The sequence below is a fragment of the Methylorubrum rhodinum genome (assembly GCF_014199935.1).
Lineage (GTDB): Bacteria > Pseudomonadota > Alphaproteobacteria > Rhizobiales > Beijerinckiaceae > Methylobacterium > Methylobacterium rhodinum.
This window is the reverse complement of record NZ_JACHOP010000021.1, coordinates 19,010-38,510: the sequence shown is the minus strand read 5'-3', so window position 1 is coordinate 38,510 and position 19,501 is coordinate 19,010. Positions and strand designations below refer to the sequence as shown.

25 protein-coding genes are annotated in these 19,501 nt (G+C 70.1%); 5 read left to right on the top strand and 20 right to left on the bottom strand.

Going from position 1 to position 19,501, the window contains the following annotated elements:
* Positions 1 to 7: 7 nt before the first annotated feature.
* From HNR00_RS19525 to HNR00_RS19505, 5 genes are all read right to left on the bottom strand, one after another.
* Positions 8 to 1,267 (bottom strand): class I SAM-dependent methyltransferase, encoded by a 1,260-nt coding sequence (locus HNR00_RS19525; protein ID WP_183572118.1) that lies wholly within the window; start codon positions 1,265 to 1,267, stop codon positions 8 to 10.
* A gap of 73 nt (positions 1,268 to 1,340) precedes the next feature.
* Positions 1,341 to 2,357, bottom strand: coding sequence for an alginate O-acetyltransferase AlgX-related protein (locus tag HNR00_RS19520; protein ID WP_183572116.1), 1,017 nt, complete (start codon positions 2,355 to 2,357; stop codon positions 1,341 to 1,343).
* 140 nt (positions 2,358 to 2,497) lie between these two features.
* On the bottom strand, positions 2,498 to 3,532 hold the full coding sequence (locus HNR00_RS19515; protein WP_183572114.1) for a phosphatase PAP2 family protein: 1,035 nt from the start codon (positions 3,530 to 3,532) through the stop codon (positions 2,498 to 2,500).
* Positions 3,533 to 3,666: 134 nt separating this feature from the next.
* Complete coding sequence (locus HNR00_RS19510) at positions 3,667 to 4,926, bottom strand: GGDEF domain-containing protein (RefSeq protein ID WP_376770397.1); 1,260 nt, start codon at positions 4,924 to 4,926, stop codon at positions 3,667 to 3,669.
* A gap of 145 nt (positions 4,927 to 5,071) precedes the next feature.
* The gene (locus HNR00_RS19505; RefSeq protein ID WP_183572112.1) at positions 5,072 to 5,446 is read right to left on the bottom strand and encodes a hypothetical protein; all 375 of its coding nucleotides are present in this window, start codon (positions 5,444 to 5,446) and stop codon (positions 5,072 to 5,074) included.
* A 247-nt stretch (positions 5,447 to 5,693) separates the two neighbouring features.
* Between HNR00_RS19505 and HNR00_RS19500 the strand changes: the two genes are divergently transcribed.
* Positions 5,694 to 5,930 (top strand): hypothetical protein, encoded by a 237-nt coding sequence (locus HNR00_RS19500; RefSeq protein ID WP_183572110.1) that lies wholly within the window; start codon positions 5,694 to 5,696, stop codon positions 5,928 to 5,930.
* Positions 5,931 to 6,119: 189 nt separating this feature from the next.
* On the opposite strand, the gene HNR00_RS19495 is transcribed toward HNR00_RS19500, so the two are convergent.
* Positions 6,120 to 6,377, bottom strand: coding sequence for a hypothetical protein (locus tag HNR00_RS19495; protein ID WP_183572108.1), 258 nt, complete (start codon positions 6,375 to 6,377; stop codon positions 6,120 to 6,122).
* A gap of 247 nt (positions 6,378 to 6,624) precedes the next feature.
* On the opposite strand from HNR00_RS19495, the gene HNR00_RS19490 reads away from it, so the two are divergent.
* The 4 genes from HNR00_RS19490 to HNR00_RS19475 all read left to right on the top strand — a co-directional run bounded on the left by HNR00_RS19490 (position 6,625) and on the right by HNR00_RS19475 (position 9,196).
* Positions 6,625 to 7,182, top strand: a complete 558-nt coding sequence (locus tag HNR00_RS19490) for a thermonuclease family protein (RefSeq protein ID WP_183572106.1) — start codon at positions 6,625 to 6,627, stop codon at positions 7,180 to 7,182.
* Positions 7,183 to 7,546: 364 nt separating this feature from the next.
* On the top strand, positions 7,547 to 7,774 hold the full coding sequence (locus tag HNR00_RS19485; RefSeq protein WP_183572104.1) for a hypothetical protein: 228 nt from the start codon (positions 7,547 to 7,549) through the stop codon (positions 7,772 to 7,774).
* Between the two features lie 168 nt (positions 7,775 to 7,942).
* Entirely contained in the window at positions 7,943 to 8,227 is a 285-nt protein-coding gene (locus tag HNR00_RS19480) for a hypothetical protein (protein WP_183572102.1), read from the top strand.
* Positions 8,228 to 8,257: 30 nt separating this feature from the next.
* Positions 8,258 to 9,196 (top strand): ABC transporter ATP-binding protein, encoded by a 939-nt coding sequence (locus HNR00_RS19475; protein WP_183572100.1) that lies wholly within the window; start codon positions 8,258 to 8,260, stop codon positions 9,194 to 9,196.
* Positions 9,197 to 9,199: 3 nt separating this feature from the next.
* Here HNR00_RS19475 and HNR00_RS19470 read toward each other — a convergent pair whose 3' ends face one another.
* From HNR00_RS19470 to rplF, 14 genes are all read right to left on the bottom strand, one after another.
* Complete coding sequence (locus tag HNR00_RS19470; RefSeq protein WP_183572098.1) at positions 9,200 to 9,661, bottom strand: NUDIX hydrolase; 462 nt, start codon at positions 9,659 to 9,661, stop codon at positions 9,200 to 9,202.
* Between the two features lie 457 nt (positions 9,662 to 10,118).
* A complete protein-coding gene (locus HNR00_RS19465) occupies positions 10,119 to 10,583 on the bottom strand; it encodes a MarR family winged helix-turn-helix transcriptional regulator (RefSeq protein ID WP_183572096.1) in 465 nt (154 codons plus the stop codon).
* A gap of 261 nt (positions 10,584 to 10,844) precedes the next feature.
* Complete coding sequence (gene rplQ, locus HNR00_RS19460; protein ID WP_183572094.1) at positions 10,845 to 11,252, bottom strand: 50S ribosomal protein L17; 408 nt, start codon at positions 11,250 to 11,252, stop codon at positions 10,845 to 10,847.
* 235 nt (positions 11,253 to 11,487) lie between these two features.
* Positions 11,488 to 12,522: a DNA-directed RNA polymerase subunit alpha gene (locus tag HNR00_RS19455; protein ID WP_183572092.1), complete on the bottom strand. Its 1,035-nt coding sequence runs from the start codon at positions 12,520 to 12,522 to the stop codon at positions 11,488 to 11,490.
* Positions 12,523 to 12,606: 84 nt separating this feature from the next.
* A complete protein-coding gene (locus HNR00_RS19450; protein WP_183572090.1) occupies positions 12,607 to 13,488 on the bottom strand; it encodes an MBL fold metallo-hydrolase in 882 nt (293 codons plus the stop codon).
* 32 nt (positions 13,489 to 13,520) lie between these two features.
* On the bottom strand, positions 13,521 to 13,910 hold the full coding sequence (gene rpsK / locus HNR00_RS19445; protein WP_003597118.1) for a 30S ribosomal protein S11: 390 nt from the start codon (positions 13,908 to 13,910) through the stop codon (positions 13,521 to 13,523).
* A 169-nt stretch (positions 13,911 to 14,079) separates the two neighbouring features.
* Positions 14,080 to 14,448, bottom strand: a complete 369-nt coding sequence (rpsM, locus tag HNR00_RS19440; RefSeq protein ID WP_183572088.1) for a 30S ribosomal protein S13 — start codon at positions 14,446 to 14,448, stop codon at positions 14,080 to 14,082.
* A gap of 384 nt (positions 14,449 to 14,832) precedes the next feature.
* Positions 14,833 to 15,435: an adenylate kinase gene (locus HNR00_RS19435; protein ID WP_183572086.1), complete on the bottom strand. Its 603-nt coding sequence runs from the start codon at positions 15,433 to 15,435 to the stop codon at positions 14,833 to 14,835.
* 143 nt (positions 15,436 to 15,578) lie between these two features.
* Positions 15,579 to 16,928, bottom strand: coding sequence for a preprotein translocase subunit SecY (secY, locus tag HNR00_RS19430; protein WP_183572084.1), 1,350 nt, complete (start codon positions 16,926 to 16,928; stop codon positions 15,579 to 15,581).
* Positions 16,929 to 17,042: 114 nt separating this feature from the next.
* Complete coding sequence (gene rplO, locus HNR00_RS19425; protein ID WP_183572082.1) at positions 17,043 to 17,552, bottom strand: 50S ribosomal protein L15; 510 nt, start codon at positions 17,550 to 17,552, stop codon at positions 17,043 to 17,045.
* 13 nt (positions 17,553 to 17,565) lie between these two features.
* On the bottom strand, positions 17,566 to 17,760 hold the full coding sequence (gene rpmD / locus HNR00_RS19420) for a 50S ribosomal protein L30 (protein WP_056247438.1): 195 nt from the start codon (positions 17,758 to 17,760) through the stop codon (positions 17,566 to 17,568).
* Positions 17,761 to 17,772: 12 nt separating this feature from the next.
* Complete coding sequence (gene rpsE, locus HNR00_RS19415) at positions 17,773 to 18,351, bottom strand: 30S ribosomal protein S5 (protein ID WP_056247436.1); 579 nt, start codon at positions 18,349 to 18,351, stop codon at positions 17,773 to 17,775.
* Between the two features lie 233 nt (positions 18,352 to 18,584).
* Positions 18,585 to 18,947 carry a 50S ribosomal protein L18 gene (gene rplR / locus HNR00_RS19410; protein WP_056247434.1) on the bottom strand — a complete coding sequence of 121 codons (363 nt, stop codon included), beginning with the start codon at positions 18,945 to 18,947 and terminating at the stop codon, positions 18,585 to 18,587.
* A gap of 12 nt (positions 18,948 to 18,959) precedes the next feature.
* Positions 18,960 to 19,493: a 50S ribosomal protein L6 gene (gene rplF / locus HNR00_RS19405; RefSeq protein ID WP_183572080.1), complete on the bottom strand. Its 534-nt coding sequence runs from the start codon at positions 19,491 to 19,493 to the stop codon at positions 18,960 to 18,962.
* Positions 19,494 to 19,501: the final 8 nt, after the last annotated feature.

Sequence of the window (19,501 nt, the reverse complement as noted above, 5' to 3'; positions counted from 1 at the left end):
TCCGTCGTCAGGCCGAGACGGTGATGCGCTTGAGCATGACGCCGAGGTTGCGGGTGTCCCGCGACAGGCCGAGTTCCGCCGGGTTGAAGAGCTGCGCCGTCTCCAGCGTCAGGTCGACCGTGTCGGCGCGCGTCACGTCGGACGGGGCCAGGGGGACGTCGATGGTCTGGCTGCCCGCCTGGAGCGCGAGGCTCGCGACTTCCCGCCCGGCGAGGAGGACCTTCAGGTGCTGCGACTGGCCCGGAGGCAGGAAGGGGGACAGCTCGATCCGGCAGGTCCGCACGGCGGCGTGCCGGCCGACCGGGATGCCGAGGCTCGCCCGCTCGGCGCAGGACCACGTCCCGTGCGTCTCCGGCTTCGCCCAGCCCTCGCGCAGCGAGCTGGATCCGTTCCCACCCCGGACGAACTCGAGCATCTGGGGCGCCGCCGCGGGCGGGGCCTCTCCGGCCTCCTCCGCCTTGAAGACCTCGGCCGGATCGCCGAACTTGCAGGCGAGGGCGGGGCGGCCCGCGAAGATCACCGCGTCGCCGCGGGCGACGGGCATATCGGCCCGGTCGGTCATCACCGAGCGATAGGCGGAAGCGATCTCGCGGCGTGCGATGAAGCCCTTGTTGTTGCCGTAGGCGATCATCTCGTAGGCCGAGCCCTGCTCGCCGCGCAGCCAGTCCAGGGCGCCCTCGATGACGCCCGGCCAGCGCGGATTGAGCAGATCGTCGAGGATGATGACGCCGCACGGATGCAGCGCGCGCGCGGCGAGTTCCAGGTCGGCGACCGTGTAATCGACGGTGTGGGCGCCGTCGACGCTGAAGATCAGCACGCCGTCGCCGCCGACCGCCGCGCGGATGCGGTCCGCCGCGACGATCTTGCTGTCGCTCTGGACGATGGTGTGGTTCGCCGGATCGAGGCCGATCCTCTGCATGTTGTTCTTGAACGTCTGCAGGCTGCCCTTCCCCGAGCCGTCGGGGTTCAGGTGCTGATCCTCGAAGATGTCGATCGCGATGCCGCGCCAGCCGGACGCGCGGGCCGTGGCCAGGGCGCAGTAGAAGCGGCCGTGATGGACGCCGATCTCGGCGAAGCCGCCCTGGAAGCCCGCCCGGGTCTGGAGATCGGCGAACACGCCCACCACCGTCATGATCGGAGCCGACAGCCAGCCCTGGATCGAGGTGTGATGGCGCGAGAAGTAATCGCGGAAGGCCGCGGGAACCTTCGGCTTGTCATAGGTCGAAACGACCTCGTTCAAACGCGCGACATCACGACTGTCGATCATGGCTTCGGCTCCACGTCCGGGCGATGTCCGGGGCAATAGGTCGGCGCCGGCGCGTCCGGGAATCGGGCATTCCTTAGGACAAAATGTTCGATCGCGCGAATCCCCGGTCCGTCTCGTCCGAACGGATTTCGGAGGCCGGCGCGTCGCCCTTGCGCGCACGGGCCAGTTCCGCCAGCCGCTCGATGCGGAAGCCCCGGGGGGGCAGGTCGATCATGAAGCGCTCGGCGATCTCGCCGAGGACGAAATCCGGGCGCACCTCGCCGAGATAATGCCAGTCGATGCTCGTCGACCACAGGAAGTGCACCTCGCGGAAGGTGTCGGCCAGGAGCGCGGTCAGCGTCGCCACCGGGCTGTGGGCGGTGTGCTGGCAGAACGAATCGCCGAAGATCACGAGGCGGCGCGGGTCGGCCGCCGGATCGTCGTTGCGGAACACCGCGTGGGCGCCGAGATGGGCCTCGAACCCGCGTCCGCGCGCCTCCAGTTCGGCGAGCAGGGCGTTGGCGTGGATGCGCCGCGCCTGCGTCGCGAAGGCGGCGACCGGGGCGTGCTCGATGCGGATCGGATCGAACTTGCGTCCGAGATCGCCGGAGAACCGCACGGTTCCGCCGGTTCGCCGGGCTTCGCGATCGCTGCGCGGCGCCACGCCCATGCGGGACAGGATCGCCCGGCACGCGACCTCGCTGCCGTGGACCGTCCAGTGCGAATCGGTGCGCAGGTAGAGCGGCGGCCCGTCTTCCCGCGCCGCGCGGAAGGCGGCGTCGAGATCGACGAAGGCGCGCGCGCCCGCGGAGGCGGTGAGCCAGCGGGCCAGCCGCCGCACCGGCGCGCGGGCGGGATCGACGGCGAGGCCCGGCGCCTGATCGCCGTAGACTGTCAGCTTCTCGGGGGCGACGGCATGGACATAGGTCGCGCCGAGCCGGGCGCAGCGCCGGACCCGATCCGCGACGATCCGGCGCCAGCGCCAGAGCAGGGCGCGCGGGAGACCGGGCCGGCCATACTGCGCCAGCACCCGGTTGGTGCCGCCGGTGAGGAAGAGCCAGCCGTCGCGGCCCTCGTGCACGTCGGCGGACGGATCGGGGACCGGGGTCATCGACCCCGTCCGTGAGCAGGCGGCCCGCTTGTCATGCCCAGGATCTAGACCATCGCCCCGGAGATCGCATCCGGGGCGATGGTCCGGTTGTTCGAGACGGTCGCGCCGCATCGGCCGTTCGGAGCGCCGGCGGCCGCCCGTCAGACCGTCGCCCGAACGGGAGAGGCGCGATGGCCGCTCGCGCGGCGCCGCGCGGCCAAGTGGGCGAAGACGAGGGCGAAGGCGAGGGCCGCGCCGGCGATCACGTCCGGAAGGTAATGGCCGCCCGCGCCGATGGCGGCGACGACGATCGCGCCGTTGAGAAAGAGGGCGAGCGGGCCGATCACCGGCACCGGCATCAGCGCCCATCCGGTGAGCACGGCGAGGCTCGCGTGGAAGGACGGGAAGGTGACGAGGCCGCGGATCTCCGAGAGGGCGAGGGTGTGGAAGCTGCCGTCGCGCAGGGCCCGCAGGGCGTCGAGATGCCAGAGCGCCCCGATCGTCTCCATCTCGCCCGCGGGCCGGCTCTGCACGGCCGCCGCCGCGTAGGTGCCGGCCGCCGGGAGAACCGACGAGACGAGGATGCAGGCGGCGAGCGCCAGGGTGAACAGGCGGGCGAAGGCCCAGAGCCGCGCGGTGCGCCCGCAGGCGCTCAGGGCGATCACGACGAGGCCGATCTGCGGCCCGCTCGAATGGTAGGCCAGGGCGAGGCCCCGGGCGAGGTCGGGGTGCTCCGCCAGGAAGGCGAGATAGGCCGGTCCGTCGAAGCCGAGGATCGTCTCGATGCGCGCCAGGGCGTCGTCGGCGAGCGGCAGGGCCGGCAGGGCGGCCAGCACGTGCAGGACGGCGAGCGCCGTGGTGACGGCGATCAGGTAGGCGCTCGCCAGCGCCATCGCCCGCAGCTTCGGCTCGCGGATCGCGCTGCACAGCAGGGCCGCCGCGAGCAGAGCCGCGACGGCGCCGAACGCGGCGAGGAACCCAGCGGGCTCGACCCGCAGGCCCGCCCAGACGATCCCGAGCCCGTCCAGCGCAGCGACGGCGGCGGCGAGCGCCCAGAAGCGCCGGCCCGGCGCGGCGAGGCCGGCGGTGATGCCGGAGACGTCGCGGGCGAGGTGCGGGCGATCGGTCGCGCGGGCCGTTCCCGCCGCCGCCGACGGAAGCCCGCCGCCGGCCGCGCCATCCTGTTCAAGCAGCATCCGCCGTTCGCTCCTTACCGCCCCCCTGAGGGCGCATCCGGGAGGCAAACCCGCGCGATGTCCGGCAAGCTCCCTCGGAGCTTGGCATTTTCCGCGACCTCGACGGCGCTCGGGAAAAGCGGCGCGGTGCGCCGTCAGGGCGCGTCGGCCGCCGCCGAGCCGCCCGCGGCGAGCCGGTTGGTGTTGGCGGCGGTGCCGAGCGCGGCGACGCGGTCGCGGCCCTCGGCCTTGGCGGCGTAGAGGGCGAGGTCGGCGGCCTTGAGCAGATCCCGCGCCGCCACGCCGAAGCCGCGGGTCGGGCCGTGGGCCGCGGTGACGCCGACGCTCACGGCCAGCGTCGCGCCCCTCGGTAGACCGGGATGAGGCAGCGCCAACCGCGCCACCGCGCTCCGGACGGCCTCGCCGGCCTCGGCCGAACCGCCGAGATCGGCGCCGGGCAGGAAGGCGACGAACTCCTCGCCGCCGTAGCGCGCCGCGAGCCCGCCCCGCGCCTCGATCGCCGCGCCGAGCGCGCCCGCGACCGCGACGAGGGCCTCGTCGCCCGCCTGATGGCCGGCGGTGTCGTTGAAGCGCTTGAAATGGTCGATGTCGACGAGGAGGACGCCGAGCCATCCGTTCGCCTCGCCGGCCTCCTGCCACGTCCGCTCCAGGCGCTCGGAGAAATGGCGGCGGTTCGCCAGCGTCGTCAGCGAGTCGGTCTCGGACAGGATGGTCAGCCGCGCATTGGCGCGGGCCAGGGCCTCCGCCTGGAGCTTGTCGCGCAGGCCGAGGAGGAAGGTCGTCTTCGCCTCCCATTCCCGCGAGTAGCTCAGCTTGAGCGGCACCAGGATCAGGCCGGAGACGAGGAGCGGCAGCCCGGCATTCCCGGGCCCGGCGAGGCCGAAGGCCAGGATGAGGCCGGCATAGAGCGCCAGCGAGGCCGTGCAGTAGGCGATGGCATGCCGGAACGGCATGGGTGCGATCAGCCCGACCACCAGGGGCACGAGGGCGGCGAGCACGATGTAGGCGTCGCCGTGCGGCGCCGGGGCGAGGCGGGCGCTGTTGAGGACGACGGCGATGTCGACGAGCACTGTCGCCAGCGCCGCCCCGGTCATCCGCAGCACGGTCGGATGCCCGCGCAGCGACAGGATCGCGAGGAGGGCGACGGGGCAGAACACGCCCATGGTCAGGACGAGGGGAACGTGAAACGCCTCCGGGCCGAACACGTCGTGGTCCATCACCAGGGACAGGACGTTGAACAGCGCGAAGACCGCGAGCCAGGACTGAACGTAGAAGCCGCTGCGCCGGGACGTCTCGGCCCGGTACTGCGTTTCGAGCGCGGGCGGCAGCCCGAGACGGTGCCAGGGGCGCCGCAGTCCAGCTTCGATCGAGGCGTGCATGGAGGTGCCGGGCATGCGGCCGATCGGCCTATGCCGATCTAGTCCGGCATTTTCGCGCGGCCGTAAAGGGCCTTGGGGACTCGTCGGACCGGCCTCGACCGGTGGCGGGAATGCCTCGCGCGGCGGCCTCGGGCCTCGACGGCAGTTCCGCCGCCGCGGATCAGGACCTCTCGGCGACCGGATGGCCGGCGGCGCCGAACCCGCCGCGGGCCGCCGTCCGGTTGAGCACGCCGAAGCGCAGCACCGCCTCCTCCAGATAGTCGACCGCGCGCACGAGGCCCCGGCGCGCCCGCTCCCGCTCGGCCGTCTCCGCCTCCGCCGGCGTCTCGGCCAGCGTTACGGCCGCGATCAGCACGCGGTCGCGCTCGTCCTCGATGCGCCGGTCGCGCTCGACATGGCCGCGGATCTCGGCGTCGAAGCCCGCGATCACCCGCCACGGGAGATCGTCCTTCGCGACCGCGCCGGGAAAGGTCGCCGCCAGCCGCCGTGCCTCGGCGGCGGCTCCACGCATCTTGTCCGTCAAGCTCGCTGCCATCGCTCCCTCCCTTGCCGGGTCCGTACCCCGGCCGTTTCCCGGACCGTTCGCGGACCTGTCTCGATCTGCCGGGGGTCGGGACCGCCCGACCTGTTCGGGACGGTGCGCCGACCGGCAGGCCGGCCCGACATCAAGATTTCCGTCCTTCCCCATCCGCGCCTTATTGATTTCACACTTGCGCACAATTCAAACCGGGGTCGCCGCAACCAGAAGAATCGGCGGCCCAGCGACGAGTTTGGGGGCAAACATGATGGATTTTCAGGATCTTCCGGCCTGGGCGCGACGCCGGCTCGCCCGGCGTTTTCAGCGTGGCGGCAACGAGCGCATCGTGCGCTGGATGAGCGTCCCGGCCGGTCGCGGGGCCGCACCGGAGCGCGAGGAACCCGCTCTCGCCGAATCGCCGTCCGACAATGTTTTCGCCTTCGTGCCGCGGCCGGAAGCGGCGGCGTTCGATGAGCGCCCCCGCGCGGCGGCGGTGGGCTGAGACGTTCGGGAAGTCCGGCATCCGCGCCCGCCCGACGGTGTGGGGCATCGCCATCGAGCGGGCGCGGATGGCCGGAGCATGGCAACCGGCGAATTTCAGCTAGGGCGTTGCCCGGCACCGGACAGGGGCCGCGGAGCCGATTTCCGCGGCAGGTCCGAAAGCTCGGCGCCGATGGGTCGGTTCGCGCGTTCAGGCGCGATTCGCGAGGCGCCATGCCGGCGCGGGCGACCGGGCTGCGGGCGGCGTCGGGCTGCGGCGGGTCAATTCGCGGCGGGCGGCGCGGAGCACGGCGGCCCGCTGCACGAGTTGTTCCACGAGGACGCTCCCAGGTTCGATCCGCGCCAGGCCGCGCGCCGTCTCCTCCAGCGCCCGCGGATCGGTGCCCCAGTGGAGTTGCTCCTCGGCGAGATGGAGGCAGTCGAGAAACCGGTCGGCGTCGTCCGTCATCGTCGCTTCCCTGCACCGCCGTCGCCTCGCCAACAGGGCCGTCAGGGTCCCGTTCCGCCGGTCCCCGGTCACGAAATCGTGGAGCCCCGGCAGCGCGGGACGCCCGACGGCGCTCCGCCACGGCCGAGCCTCGGCCACAGAATGGGCATAAGCCGTGCGTAGGGACCGGGGCGGAGGGGCATGGTTCGGCCGGGCCGTTCCGGTCGAGGCCCGGACGGCGACGCCGGGCGATTGCTAGGATCATGCAATGCGAGGAACAGGATCGTTCGGGCGCGGCGCCGTCGTGGCCGCGGGACTCGCCGTGGCGGCAGCCGGCGGGACATCGACCGCGGCCAAAGCCGGCGAAAGCGTGAGCGGCAAGGCGCGGGTTCTGAACGGCGACACGCTCGTCGTCGGCGGGCGGGTGATCGGGCTCTACGGCGTGGCGGCGCCCGGCCTCAAGCAGACCTGCCTGGACGCGAAGGCACAATCCTATGCCTGCGGAACGACGGCGGCCAAGGCGCTCGCCGCCCATCTGCGCGACGCGACCGTGACCTGCCGCATCCGCGAGACCGACGGCTACGGCCGCGCCCTCTCGGTCTGCCTGCGGGACAAGGAAGACTTGAACGCGTGGATGGCCGAGAAGGGCCTCGCCATGGCCGACCGCCGCCGCGGCCACACGGCCTATGTCGGCGCCGAGACGCTGGCCTGGGGCAAGCGCCTCGGCCTGTGGGCAGGCTCGTTCGAGGATCCGACCAACCGTCCCCGCACCGCCTACAGCCGTGCCAACGCGGTGGCCGACGCCAACAAGGCCGAACCACGGTAGGCGCGTTTCGACGAAGGATGCCGGGTTCGTCGCAGAGGGACCGAGAGACGCCGAAGGGGCGCCCTCCGGCCGATTGCGGCTCCGGCTCTCCTTGCGCGAACTGCTCGTGACCGGAACTGCGGATATCGCGCGGCCCTCGCGGAGCGAAACCAGTCCTGGCCCGATCGATGCTTGGTCTTCGACCGTGATGATGGCATCTCGGCCACACCGGAACCGAATTCGCATCCGCGACCTGTCCTGCCGTCGATCGGCCACATCCGCCGCGTGAGCTGAGCCGATTCGACGCGACCGGACGGAAGCGAAGGGGCGCGAACCGCCCGGCGCATCGGACGAGGAGAGTCATTCCACGACGCGAGGATCGCCCATGTCGATCGAACAGGATCTCGGCTTCCGCTCCCGGCTGGTGCTGCACAAGCTCGGCCACGATCTCGGACGCAGCCTCGACGCCGACGGCGGGGCGCCTCTGCCCGAGAGCTGGCACGCCCTCATCGACGAGATCGGCGACCGCGCGGACGAGACCCTCACCCTGCACCTCCACCGCAACGACGATCCGGCGCTCGGCCGGGACAGCATCGTCTTCGACGGGGACTGACGCGCCGGCGCCCGCGCGGCTCCGGACGGCCGACGGCTTGCGGGCGGACCGGGGCGGTGCCACCTAGACTTTTCGCGCAGGGAGACGCCCGGACCACCGGGCGCATCGGCGGTGCCGTCTCATCCGGGCCGCTCCCGGCGGCGCAGGCCTCAGGGAGTGAAGACCACGATGCGTTGCCCGACCGTTTCCGCCGTCCTCCTGCTGTCCGGGCTGATCGGGGCCGGCGCCGCCCAGGCGCAGGGCGCAACCGATTCCCGGCTCACCTCGACGGGCCGCAGCGTGACCGCCACGGGCCAGACCAAGCCGCCCGCACCCGGCGCCCTGGCACCGGGGCAGCTCTCCGCCTCCTCGCAGGAGCAGATGCTGAAGGCGCAGCGCGCCGCCCGCGACCGCGACAAGGCCTGGGACGCCAAGATGAACCGGACGATGGGCTCGATCTGCAAGGGCTGCTGAGCGCTCCACCGCCCGGCCGGGACTCGCGCCGTGATCCGATTCGAAGCCGTCGCCAAACGCCATCCCGGCGCCGACCGTCCGGCGGTGGCCGATCTCGACCTCACCGTGGCGGCGGGCACGACCTGCGCCCTGATCGGTCCGTCGGGATGCGGCAAGTCGACGACGCTGCGGATGGTCAACCGCCTCGTCGCGCCCGATGCCGGGCGGGTGACGGTGGCGGGCCGCGACGTGGCGGATCTCGATCCGATCGTCCTGCGCCGGGGCATCGGCTACGTGCTGCAGGGCGTGGGCCTGTTTCCCCATAAAAACGTGGCCGAGAACGTGGCGACCGTGCCGGGCCTGCTCGGCTGGAAGCGGGGGAGGATCGTCGCGCGGGTCGATGAGATGCTCGATCTCGTCGGCCTCGATCCTGCCCGATACCGGAACCGCCGACCGGCCGAATTGTCCGGCGGGCAGCGCCAGCGCGTCGGCGTCGCCCGCGCGCTCGCCGCCGATCCCGCGATCCTGCTGATGGACGAGCCGTTCGGCGCCGTCGATCCGGTGACCCGCGACCGGCTGCAGGAGGAGATCGGCGCGATCCTGCGCCGCTTGCACAAGACCGTGATCCTCGTGACCCACGACATCGGCGAGGCGCTGCGGATGGGCGATACGGTCGCGCTGATGCGCGACGGCCATCTCGTCCAGGTCGGCACGCCGGAGCGCCTGCTCGCCGCCCCGGCCGACGATTTCGTCGAGACCTTTCTCGGCGGGATGCGGGCGCTGCGGCGGCTGGACCGGCTGCGGGTGCACGAGCGCGTGAGCGCGGAGTCCGCCTCCCCTCCCCTGCCGGCGATCGCGCCGGAGGCGAGCCTGCGGGAGGCGCTCGACCGGATGCTGGCGACCGGGGCGACGCGGCTTGCCGCGGGGTCCGGCACGCTCACCCTGGAGGCGGTGCGGGACGCGGCCCGCCTTCCCGATGGCAGCGCCTGAAATTCAGCCCTTGCGCTTCTTCGAGTCGCGGTTGGCCGCGGCGCGGATCAGGCCGGCCAGCCCCGCCTCGATCACCGCCTCCGCCGCGTCGGAGGGCGAGAACCAGCGCGCCTCGCGCTGACCCTGCTCGGGAAACTTCTTGAGCAGCTTGCGCACGTCGAGGGGGAAGACCGTGACCTGGCACAGGACCGCGTCGCGGTTCTTCAGCCGCTTCTCGTACAGGTAGAAGCCGATCGGCCGCTTGCCGACATGGCCGACGATGCCGGCCTCCTCGTAGGCCTCGCGGGCGGCCGCCTCGAACGGCTTACGGCCCTTCATCGGCCAGCCCTTGGGGATGATCCAGCGGCGGGTCTCGCGGGAGGTCACGAGCAGGATCTCGGTCCCGCCCTCGGGCGTCTGCCGCATCGGCAGGACGCCGACCTGGGGCCGCGCGTCGCGGCTACTCTCGATCGGGCCGGCCGTCATGATCGTGCAACGCCCAGAGGCCGGTGCGGTTCGCGCACCGGGCCGGCCCTCGTGTCCTTCCCCATGGGGAGGGGAGAAGCACCGAGGCGTTTGACGCCTTGATGACAGGCCGGCACGACATCGCCCCCGAGCACGTCCGCCGCATCGCAGCAAGCGGTGACGCGCTTCCCCTAACGGAATCGGAGGAAGGGGCTCAAGCGAAAATGATCCGGCAAAGCATTAGGACCACATTCGTCGCAGGGAGTGTCGGGCGGAGGGCCGGCCCGGGCGGATGGACCGGGGAATTTGTGCAACGATCGCCATGGCGCGCCGTCATCGCCAGGCGAAACCGAAGCGAGCAGGAGGGCCCCGTCCGGAAGGGGCGGCGCACGCCGCCGCAAAAGGCCGAGGCGTGTCTTCCGGCTCGGGGGGCGCCCCGGACGGTGCGCGCCTCGCCTCGCGATGACGCGGAAGCCCGTCAGCCGCCGGTGCTCAAATTCTCGATCAGCGCGTTGAGGTCGGCCCGCATCGCCTGAATCTCCGGCTCGGACATGTTGAGCTGGCACATCACCGACTGGCGCACCGCCACCGCCTGAGCCCGCAGGCCGCGGCCCTCGTCCGTGAGGGAGATCTCGACCTCGCGCTCGTCGGACTGGCGCCGGCTGCGGCTGAGGAAGCCGCTGCTCTCCAGGCGCTTGAGCACGGGCGTCAGCGTGCCGGAATCGAGCCGCAGGCGGCGACCGATCTCGGAGACGGTGATGCCGTCGCTCTCCCACAGCACCAGCAGCACGAGGTATTGCGGATAGGTCAGGCCCATCCGCTCCAGCATCGGCCGATACGACTTCGTCATCCGGTGGGCGGCAGCGTAGAGCGCGTAGCAGAGTTGGTTGTCGAGCAGCAGCGGGTCCTTCAGCACCCCTGAGGTCTCGTTGGGAGCATTCACGACGCACACCATGCCGTTCGCCAAAGCCTTTCGGCCGGCTGCGTGACCGGGGCGAATGCCTCCACGGCGACGGACCGGACCCCATCACGTCGAAAACACGATAACGGATGAAAGACCGGTGGGTACATGCACAATTGTCCCACTTCCGCTTTTCCCCGGACTTTCCGCCGGTTCGAGCCGTATCATCCGCCATCGACCGTCATTATGCAAAAAGGCGGCCTCTCGGCCGCCTTCTCGCGTCGCTCGATTGTCGAACCGGCCTCAGGCGGCGTCGACCTGGGCCGGGCCGGAATCCTTGCCGCGGGCATCGACGTCGCGGTCCACGAACTCGATCACGGCCATCGGGGCGTTGTCGCCGTAGCGGAAGCCGGCCTTCATGATGCGGCAGTAGCCGCCCGGACGCGACTGGTAGCGCGGGCCCAGCACCGTGAAGAGCTTCCTGACCATGTCGGCGTCGCGGATCTGCGCCATGGCGAGACGGCGGGCGTGGACGCTGTCGGTACGGCCCAGCGAGATCAGCTTCTCGACGACCGGACGCAGGTCCTTGGCCTTCGGCAGGGTGGTGACGATCTGCTCGTGCTTGATCAGCGCGGCGGACATGTTGGCGAACATCGCCTTGCGATGCTCGGCGGTGCGGTTGAAGCGGCGACCGCGGTAAGCGTGACGCATGTCTTTGGGCCTTTCCGTTTTGATCCGATCGCCGTGCCAAGGGCCGACCGGTGCCCCGAGGGGCTGTTCTCACAAGTTCCGCTTGACCCCGCGGCGGGATTCTTTGGGAGTGCCCGCCCCAGCTTCGCTGGGGCGGGAGGTCGCGCCGACCCAGCGGCTCAGCACAGGGTCGGATCGGCCAAACAAGCGGCGCCGTGCAGCGCCGCCAAGTCAAGCCAGGGGCGGCTTCGCCCCCTCAGTAGTGCTCTTCGAAGCGCTTGGCGAGATCCTCGATGTTCTCCGGCGGCCAGCCGGGAACGTCCATGCCGAGATGCAGGCCCATGCCGGCGAGCACTTCCTTGATCTCGTTGAGCGACTTGCGGCCGAAGTTCGGGGTGCGCAGCATCTCGCCCTCCGACTTCTGGATGAGGTCGCCGATATAGACGATGTTGTCGTTCTTCAGGCAGTTCGCCGAACGGACCGACAGCTCCAGCTCGTCGACCTTCTTGAGCAAAGCCGGGTTGAAGGGGAGCTGCGGCGCGAGCGGCGCGGCCTCTTCCTTGCGGGGCTCCTCGAAGTTCACGAAGACCTGGAGCTGATCCTGGATGATGCGCGCGGCGTAGGCGAGCGCATCCTCCGGCGAGATCGCGCCGTCGGTCTCGACCGTCATGGTCAGCTTGTCCTTGTCGAGATCCTGACCCTCGCGGGTGGTCTCGACGCGGTAGCTGACCTTGGTCACCGGAGAGTAGAGCGCATCGACCGGGATCAGGCCGATCGGCGCGTCCTCGGGGCGATTGCGCTCGGCCGGGACGTAGCCCTTGCCGGTGGCGACGGTGAATTCCATGCGGATCTCTGCGCCGTCATCCAGCGTGCAGATCACGAGGTCCGGGTTGAGCACCTGCACGTCGCCGGTCACGGCGATGTCGCCCGCGGTGACGAGGCCGGGGCCGGTCTTGCGGAGCGTCATGCGCTTCGGCGTATCGGTCTGCGAGCGCAGCGCGATCGTCTTGATGTTGAGGACGATGTCGGTCACGTCCTCGCGCACGCCGGGGATCGAGGAGAACTCGTGCAGCACGCCGTCGATCTGGACGGAGGTGACGGCGGCGCCCTGGAGCGAGGACAGCAGCACGCGGCGGAGCGAGTTGCCGAGCGTCGTGCCGAAGCCGCGCTCCAGCGGTTCGGCCACCACGGTGGCGACCCGCTTCGGATCGTCGCCGGCCGACACCTGGAGCTTGTTCGGCTTGATCAGCTCTTGCCAGTTCTTCTGAATGACCACGGTCCTACCTCTCACCAAACCCGCGCGGCCGGCGTCCCGGACGCGCTTCGGCCGGCCGGGCGCGCCGCTGGGGCGCCCGGCCGGTCCCTGAAACTTTTTTCAGCTTTCGCCGCCGACCCAGAGGACCGGAACGAAGCTGTATCCGCCGCCATCACGGGCGACGTGCCCGAGCGCCGGGAATTCGAGATGCGAGCCCGCGATCAGGCTCTTCTCGGTGGCGACCTCGTCGAGGACGCGCTTGCGGATCGCCCGCGCCTGCTCGCCATCGACATCGAAGGCGACGCCAGCCTCGGGCTGCTTGAACTGGATCGCCGGCATGTGCACCACGTCGGTCCACATGAAGAGCGACTTGTCCCCAGACACGATCCGCATGCCGCAATGGCCGGGGGTGTGGCCGGGCAGCGGAACGGCGGTGATGCCGGGCACCAGTTCTCCGCCCTCGTGCTTGCGCAGCCGCGAACCGTAGGGCGCGACCGCCTTGCGGGCGTTCTCGAAATACGGCTTGGCCTCGTCGGGGGCGCGGGAGAGCGCCTCGTCGGGGAGCCAGTGGGCGGCCTCGTCGGCGTGCACCACGAGCTCCGCGTTGCCGTAAGCCGCCGAACCGTCCTGCTTGATCAACCCGCCCGCGTGGTCAGGGTGGAGATGGGTCAGCAGCACCGTCTCGATCTCATCCGGGCTGACGCCCGCGAGCGCGAGGGCGGCGGGCACCCGGCCCATCGTCTCGGGCCCGAAATGGCCGTAGCCCGAATCGATCAGCACCGGCTTGCGGCCGGCGCCGGTGATCAGGAACGCGTTGAGCGTGACGACCGGCGCCTCGGGGCGGAAGCCCGCGCGCTGGAGCGCGCCGGCCTCCTCCTTCGGGATACCCGTGACGAGATCGAGCGAGCCCTGGAACCAGCCGTCGTTGAGCGCCGTGACCGTGAGGTCGCCGATGGTCCACCGCAGCACGCCGGGAAGGGGCTTGTTCGAACCGTCCGCCATGGGCTTCTCCGTTTCGCCGTGTCCCTGATCGATCAGACGCGGCGGCGCTTGCGCGGGCGGCAGCCGTTGTGCGGGATCGAAGTCACGTCGCGGATCGAAGTGACGGTGAAGCCCGCCGCCTGGAGCGCGCGCAGGGCCGACTCACGGCCCGAACCGGGGCCCGACACCTCGACCTCGAGGGTGCGCATGCCGTGCTCGGAGGCCTTGCGGGCGGCGTCCTCGGCGGCGACCTGGGCGGCGTACGGCGTCGACTTGCGCGAGCCCTTGAAGCCCATGGCGCCGGCGGACGACCACGAGATCGTGTTGCCCTGCGCGTCGGTGATGGTGATCATCGTGTTGTTGAACGAGGCGGCGACATGCGCCACGCCCGAGACGATGTTCTTGCGTTCGCGCCGGCGGACGCGGGTCGGTTCCTTGGCCATCTTGTTCTCTCTGGTCCTTCAATCACGCCCGTAACACCAGGCGCTCGGGATTTTTTTTGGCACTTGGGTGCGGCGGCCTTGCACGGCCGTGCCGATCAACCGTGCACGTCGAGGGTCACCCGGCGCGACGGGAAGAAGGCCGAGCGAAGCACGGCCTTCCAGTCACAAATCATTTCTTCTTGCCGGCGATCGGCTTCGCCTTGCCCTTGCGGGTGCGGGCGTTGGTGTGGGTGCGCTGGCCGCGGACCGGGAGCTGCTTGCGGTGACGCAGGCCGCGGTAGCAGCCGAGATCCATCAGGCGCTTGATGTTCATCGACACGTCGCGGCGCAGGTCGCCCTCGACCATGTAGTCGCGGTCGATGGTCTCGCGGATCTGGAGCACCTCGGCGTCGGTGAGCTGGTTCACGCGGCGCTCGGCCGGGATGCCGACCTTGCTCGTGATCTCCTCGGCCTTCTTCGGACCGATGCCGTGGATGTACTGAAGCGCGATGACGACGCGCTTGGCGGTCGGGATGTTGACGCCTGCGATACGGGCCAAGAGAACTTCTCCATGTGGCGGGACGGCGCCCGCCTTCGGCTGATGACGGCGCGCGTCCGGTGGAGGCCGGCCCCTGCGCACCCGCCCGAAACGACAAATCGGCCCGCCAGCGACCTCATCGAGGCGCTTTCGGACCACATCCCGTTTGGACGAAGGGGGCCCGCCTAGCGCAGGCAAACCCCCTTGTCAACGATATCGATACGATTGTGTCGAGCGGCCGACCGTTTGTCGTCGCCCCTGCAAACCCACCCCCGTCATTCCGGGGCTCGCCCAAGGCGAGAACCCGGAATCCAAGACTGGCCTCGACGCTTCGCTTGGCCATGCATCACGGGTGGATTCCGGGTTCCGCTTCGCGGCCCCGGAATGACGGGGAGAAGGCTGGACTTACGAAACCGCCTTCTCGCGGAACCCGTCGAGCAGCGTCACGACCTCGCCGGTCACGGTGTCGATCGGCTGCATGCCGTCGATCTTCCGTAAGAGGCCGGTGCCGGCATAGTAGTCGGACAGGGGCGCGGTCTGCCGCTTGTAGGCGTCGAGGCGGGTCTTGAAGACCTCGGGCGTGTCGTCCTTGCGCACCGGCTGGCCGCGGGCCGCGGTCTCCTCGGCGCGCTTGGCGATCCGGCCGACCAGCGCGTTCTCGTCCACGACGAACTCGACCACGGCGTCGAGCGCGATGCCCTTCTCGGCGAGCATCTTATCCAGCGCCTTGGCCTGCTCCACGGTACGCGGAAAACCGTCGAGGATGAAGCCGGGCTTGGCGTCGGCCTCCTCGACGCGGTCGGCGACGATGCCGACCACGACCGCGTCCGGCACGAGGCCGCCGCTCTCCATGATCGACTTGGCTTCCAGGCCGACCGGCGTGCCGGCCGTGACCGCGGCGCGCAGCATGTCACCCGTCGAGAGCTGCGGAATGCCGTAGCGCTCCACGATACGCTCGGACTGGGTGCCTTTTCCCGCTCCCGGCGGTCCGAGCAGGATGATCCGCATGGCGTTTCCTCGTCATCAGGGCCCGGAGCCGGGCTTGTTCTTCACTGCGGGCGCCCCCTTTGCACGGGCGCCCCTGTCGCAACGACGTTGATGCGAGAATTCGCCCGGCCCGTCCACCGAACCTTTGGCGAAGAGATGACGATTCAGCGACGCCGTGGCGCGCCGGCGGAGGCGCCGCGCAGCTTCGCCTTCTTCACGATGCCCTCGTACTGGTGCGCCATCAGGTGCCCGTGGATCTGCGCCACCGTGTCCATGGTGACCGAGACGACGATGAGCAGCGAGGTGCCGCCGAAGCCGAGCGCCGCCGAGGTGTAGGAAGCGACGATCTCCGGCACGAGGCAGACGAAGGTGAGGTAGGCCGCGCCGATCACGGTGATGCGGGTCAGCACCTTGTCGATGAAGGCGGCGGTGCGCTCGCCGGGGCGGATGCCGGGGATGAAGCCGCCCTGCTTCTTCAGGTTGTCGGCGGTCTCCTGCGGGTTGAAGACGACGGCCGTGTAGAAGAACGTGAAGAAGATGATCATGCCGGCATAGGCCAGCATGTAGAGCGGCCGGCCATGGCCGAGATAGGTCGTGAGCGTCCCGAGGATGCCGGTCGAGCCCTGGTTCGCCGAGAAGCTCGCGATCGTGGTCGGCAGCAGCAGCAGCGAGGAGGCGAAGATCGGCGGGATGACGCCCGAGGTGTTGAGCTTGAGCGGCAGGAAAGAGGACTGGCCCTCGTACATGCGGTTGCCGACCTGACGCTTGGGATAGTTGATCAGCAGACGGCGCTGCGCCCGCTCCATGAAGACGATGAAGTAGACGAGCGCCACCGCGGCGAGGCCGGCGCCGAGCAGGATCGCGGGCGAGAGCGCGCCGGTGCGGGTCAGTTCGAGCGCGCCGAAGATCGAGGCCGGCAGATGGGCGACGATGCCGGCGAAGATGATCAGCGAGGAGCCGTTGCCGATGCCGCGCGCCGTGATCTGCTCGCCGATCCACATCAGGAACAGCGTGCCGCCGGTCAGCGTGACGACGGTGGAGAGGATGAAGAACGGGCCCGGATTGATGACCGCGTTCGAGCCCTGCAGGCCGAAGGCGATGCCCCAGGACTGGACCAGCGCCAGCACCACGGTGAGGTAGCGGGTGTACTGGTTGATGACCTTGCGGCCGGACTCGCCCTCCTTCTTCAGCGCCTCCAGGCTCGGCACCACCGAGGTCAGGAGCTGAACGATGATCGAGGCCGAGATGTAGGGCATGATGTTGAGCGCGAAGACCGCCATGCGCTCGACCGCGCCGCCCGAGAACATGTTGAACAGGCCGAGCACGCCGCCGGCCTGGTTCTGGAAGTTCCGGGCGAACTGCTCGGGATCGATGCCGGGGATCGGGATGTAGGTGCCGAGCCGGAACACGATGAGCGCGCCCAGGGTGAACCAGATGCGCTTCTTGAGCTCGTCGGCCTTGGCGATGGCGCCGAAGTTCAGGTTGGCGGCGAGCTGCTCGGCGGCTGAGGCCATGTCATCGATCCCGGAAAATGCCGTCGGGAGACGTCTTGGACGGTCCCTGAAAGCGGAAGCGGCGGCCGCGTGCGAGCACGGGCCGCCGCTTCGGCGTTGGATTTAAGGGTCGGCTCAGGCCGACGCAACCGCGTCCTTCGGCGTGCCGCGATGGGCCGCGCCCGCCGCGTAGGCCGTGGTGACGGAGCCGCCGGCCTTCTCGACGGCCTCGACGGCCGACTTGGAGGCGCGGGTGACCTCGAAGCTGAGCTTCGCCGTCAGCTCGCCGACGCCGAGCAGCTTCACGCCGTCGCGGGCGCGGGAAATGATCCCGGCCTTGACCAGCGCATCGACCGTCACGGTGGCGTTGGCGTCGAGCTTGCCCGCATCCACCGCCTGCTGGACGCGACCGAGGTTCACCTCGTTCAGGTCGTGGGCGTGGATGTTGTTGAAGCCGCGCTTCGGCAGGCGACGGTGGAGCGGCATCTGGCCGCCCTCGAAGCCCTTGATGGACACGCCGGTGCGGGCCTTCTGACCCTTCACGCCGCGTCCCGCGGTCTTGCCCTTGCCGGAGCCGATGCCCCGGCCGACGCGCATGCGGGCTTTGGTGGCGCCCTCATTGTCGCGGATTTCGTTGAGCTTCATGATTGAGCCCTCCTCACGCCGCGGCGTCGTCGAGGACGCGCACGAGATGCGCGACCTTGCGGATCATGCCGCGCACCGAGGGAGTGTCCTCCAGCTCGGAAACGCGGTGCAGCTTGTTTAGCTTCAGGCCGACCAGCGTCGCACGCTGGGAGGCCTCGCGGCGGATCGGCGAACCGATCTGCTCGACGCGGACAGTCTTGGTAGCCATGCTGCCCTCCCCTTACGCCACGGCGGCTTCGGAGGTGTCGGCCGGATCCGCGTCGCGACGGCGCGACTGGATGGCGGAGACCTTGAGGCCACGACGGGCCGCGACGGCGCGCGGGCTGTCCTCGTTCTTGAGCGCGTCGAAGGTGGCGCGCACGAGGTTGTAGGGGTTCGAGGAGCCGAGGCTCTTGGCCACCACGTCCTGCATGCCGAGCGTCTCGAACACGGCGCGCATCGGGCCGCCGGCGATGATGCCCGTACCCTGGGGCGCTGCGCGCAAAATCACCTTGCCGGCGCCGTGACGACCGTTGACGTCGTGGTGCAGGGTGCGGCCCTCGCGGAGCGACACGCGGATCAGTCCGCGCTTGGCGGCTTCCGTCGCCTTACGGATGGCTTCGGGCACCTCACGGGCCTTGCCGTGGCCGAAGCCGACGCGGCCCTTCTGGTCGCCCACGACGACGAGCGCCGCGAAGCCGAAGCGACGGCCACCCTTCACCACCTTGGCGACGCGGTTGATGTGGACGAGCTTGTCCACGAACTCGCTGTCGCGCTCCTCGCGGTCGTCGCGGCGACGACCCTCGCGTTCACGTGCCATGCTTTTTTCCCGTTATCTCACTGGCGCGGATCGGAAAGACCCGCTCGCTCGATGATTCCCCTCCCCCTTGCGGGGAGGGGTTAGGGGTGGGGGTGATTCAGGAGGAACCGAAGCGGTGCCTTCTGCTCGACCCCCACCTCCGGCTCCTCCCCACTCAGATCGGGCCTGCCCGATCTGAGCAAGCAACGATCAGATCTCGGGCAAGCCCGAGATCTGTGGGGAGGAGAGGTGCTTCAGAAGTCCAGACCACCCTCACGGGCGGCGTCGGCGAGAGCCTTGACGCGGCCGTGGAAGATGTAGCCCGAACGGTCGAAGACGACCTTGGTGACGCCCGCGGCCTTGGCGCGCTCGGCGACGAGCTTGCCCACAGCCTCGGCCGCCGCCTTGTCGGCGCCGGTCTTGAGGCTGGCCTTGAGATCCTTCTCCAGGCTCGACGCCGAAGCGAGCGTACGGCCCGCAGCGTCGTCGATGACCTGGACGTAGATCTGCTTGGACGAGCGGAACACGGACAGCCGCGGACGGCCGTTGGCGGTGGCTTTAAGGGCCCGACGGACCCGCGCCTTGCGGCGCAGGAGGGCTTCGTTCTTGTTCGACATGAATCGCCCTCCTTACTTCTTCTTGCCTTCCTTGCGGAAGATGAACTCGCCAGCGTACTTGACGCCCTTGCCCTTGTAGGGCTCGGGGCCGCGATACTCGCGAATCTCCGCCGCAACCTGACCGACGCGCTGCCGGTCGATGCCCGAGATCACGATCTCCGTGGGCTTGGGCGTCACGATGGTGATGCCGGCCGGGATCTCGTACTCGATGTCGTGGCTGTAGCCGAGCGACAGCTTGAGCGCCTTGCCGGCCATCGCCGCGCGGTAACCCACGCCGGTGATCTCCAGCTTCTTCTCGAAACCCTTGGAGACGCCCTCGACGAGGTTGGCCACCTGGGCGCGCGACGTACCCCACAGGGAGCGCGCCTGCTTCGACTGGTCCTTGGGCTGCACCGAGACGGCGCCGTCCTTGAAATCGACGATGACCTGGGGCGGAACCACGAACTTCAGCTCGCCCTTGGAGCCTTTCATCGTCACCGTCTGACCCGTGACCGTGGCGGTGACGCCGCTCGGGACGGGGACGGGCTTCTTGCCTACGCGAGACATGTCGCTGC